We start from the raw sequence: 1,700 nt of genomic DNA, 5'->3' as shown, positions 1-1,700 counted from the left end.
ACCTGCTGCACGCCCTGCGGCTTTTGATAAGCTGGCTGCAGGAGCCGGAGCAACAGAACATGCGCCACGGCATCCTGGAATGGCTGCATCGTCGTGGCGACAGCCTGGACGCATCAGTGGATTGGCAACAGATACACAGTTTGGAGGAGGCCGACACCGTGCTTGAAGACCGGATCAAAGAGTGGAAAAGACAATATCAGCAAGAAGGCTCCACCCGGGAGGCCCGGCTCATTCTGTCCCGTTTACTTTCCCGACGGTTCGGCCCGCTCCCGCCGGACATGGAACAGCGCTTGCAACAGGCTCCGCTGGATCAGTTGGAGAGCTGGATCGACCGGTTTTATGACGCCGGTTCATTGGAGCAGGTCTTCCACTAAAAGCGGAGCAAAGGCCAACATCTATTCCGGCCTGGTGTGCCTTCTGCTACGCATTCCCTATGCGGATAATGGCTGCCGCCAGGCGGTGGAGAAGGGCGTCACCGGGTGGCTGTGTGAAGCCAAGAACGCCGACTCCCTGGCCGCCTGCATGGAACTTGCCTGACCGGGCGGCGCTCCGCCCTCCCCCGAGAAAGCCTCCTAACCGCCGGCCGCGCCGCCCGCGACCGCATCGAAGCGCAGTTCGATGAGCCGATCGTGGTGGAAGCGGCGTTGGGGTTGGTTCAAGACTAGTTGTCAGTGTTCAGTAACGGCGGGCTCGGAGCCGCTGTGGGAGCGGTCCCTGACCGCGAACCGAGCCTGAAAGGCGAGGCGGTAGCGCCCGTTCGCGGTCAAGGACCGCTCCCACAACAAGATCAACGTATTTTCGGCATTGGCTTACACGCACTTCCGCCCTGGCTGACAGATTCAAACCGGTTTCTCCTGATACTGTCCATAAGATCAGTATCGAGGTGGGCCATGACACAACACGACACCGGTTATAAATTACTGTTCGCGCACAAAAAAATGATGCGTGACTTGCTGCTCGGGTTCGTTAAGGAAAGCTGGATCGGCGAGCTGGATTTGGACACTTTGGAAAAAGTCTCCGAGAGCTTCGTTTCCGATGATCTGCGAAGCCGCCATAATGATGTGATCTGGCGCGTGCGTTGGCGACAGCGGTGGGTTTATCTGTATTTGATGCTGGAGTTTCAGTCCAGCGTTGACTACTACATGGCCGTTCGGTTGTTGAGCTACATGGGCTTGTTGTATCAGGATTTGATTCGTCGAGGCGAGGTCGCTAAGGATAAAACCCTGCCTCTGGTGCTGCCCATCGTTCTGTACAACGGCAGACGCCGTTGGCGTGCCCCCACCGCGTTGCGCCAGCTTTTCGGCTGGATGCCCGAGGCCTTTTCCCGGTATGTGCCGCTGTACCGGTTCGTGCTGCTGGACCAGGGCCGGCTGGGTGAGCGTGACTTTCCAAAGGGAAGAAACGTGGTCGCCGCTGTGTTCCGAATGGAGCAAAGCAGCTCTCCGGAGGAACTGCTGGATGCGGTGCGGCTTTTGGTAAACTGGCTGCGAGAACCGGAACAGGAAAGTCTGCGCCACGGCATCATTGAATGGTTGCACCGGCGAGGTGAAAGCCTCGACCCGTCGTTGGATTGGCAGAGCATAAACAGCTTGGAGGAGACCGACACCATGCTCGAAGACCGAATCAAGGAGTGGAAGGCACAATATCGCCGTGAAGGCTTGCAGGAAGGCCGCCAGGAAGGTCGCCAGGAAGGTCGCCAG

The 1,700-nt window shown here is 58.4% G+C and carries 2 protein-coding genes; both read left to right on the top strand.

Annotated elements, in window-relative coordinates:
• On the top strand, window positions 1–374 hold a 374-nt coding region (locus CGS25_RS18005), incomplete at its 5' end, for a DUF4351 domain-containing protein (protein WP_157933878.1).
• A gap of 516 nt (window positions 375–890) precedes the next feature.
• A partial coding sequence (locus CGS25_RS18000) for an Rpn family recombination-promoting nuclease/putative transposase (RefSeq protein ID WP_101676322.1) occupies window positions 891–1,700 on the top strand: 810 nt, incomplete at its 3' end.

This window comes from Alloalcanivorax mobilis, from assembly GCF_002864685.1.
In the GTDB taxonomy this organism is placed as follows: domain Bacteria; phylum Pseudomonadota; class Gammaproteobacteria; order Pseudomonadales; family Alcanivoracaceae; genus Alloalcanivorax; species Alloalcanivorax mobilis.
The sequence above is the reverse complement of the archived record's forward strand: the minus strand, read 5'-3'. Positions and strand labels throughout refer to the sequence as shown.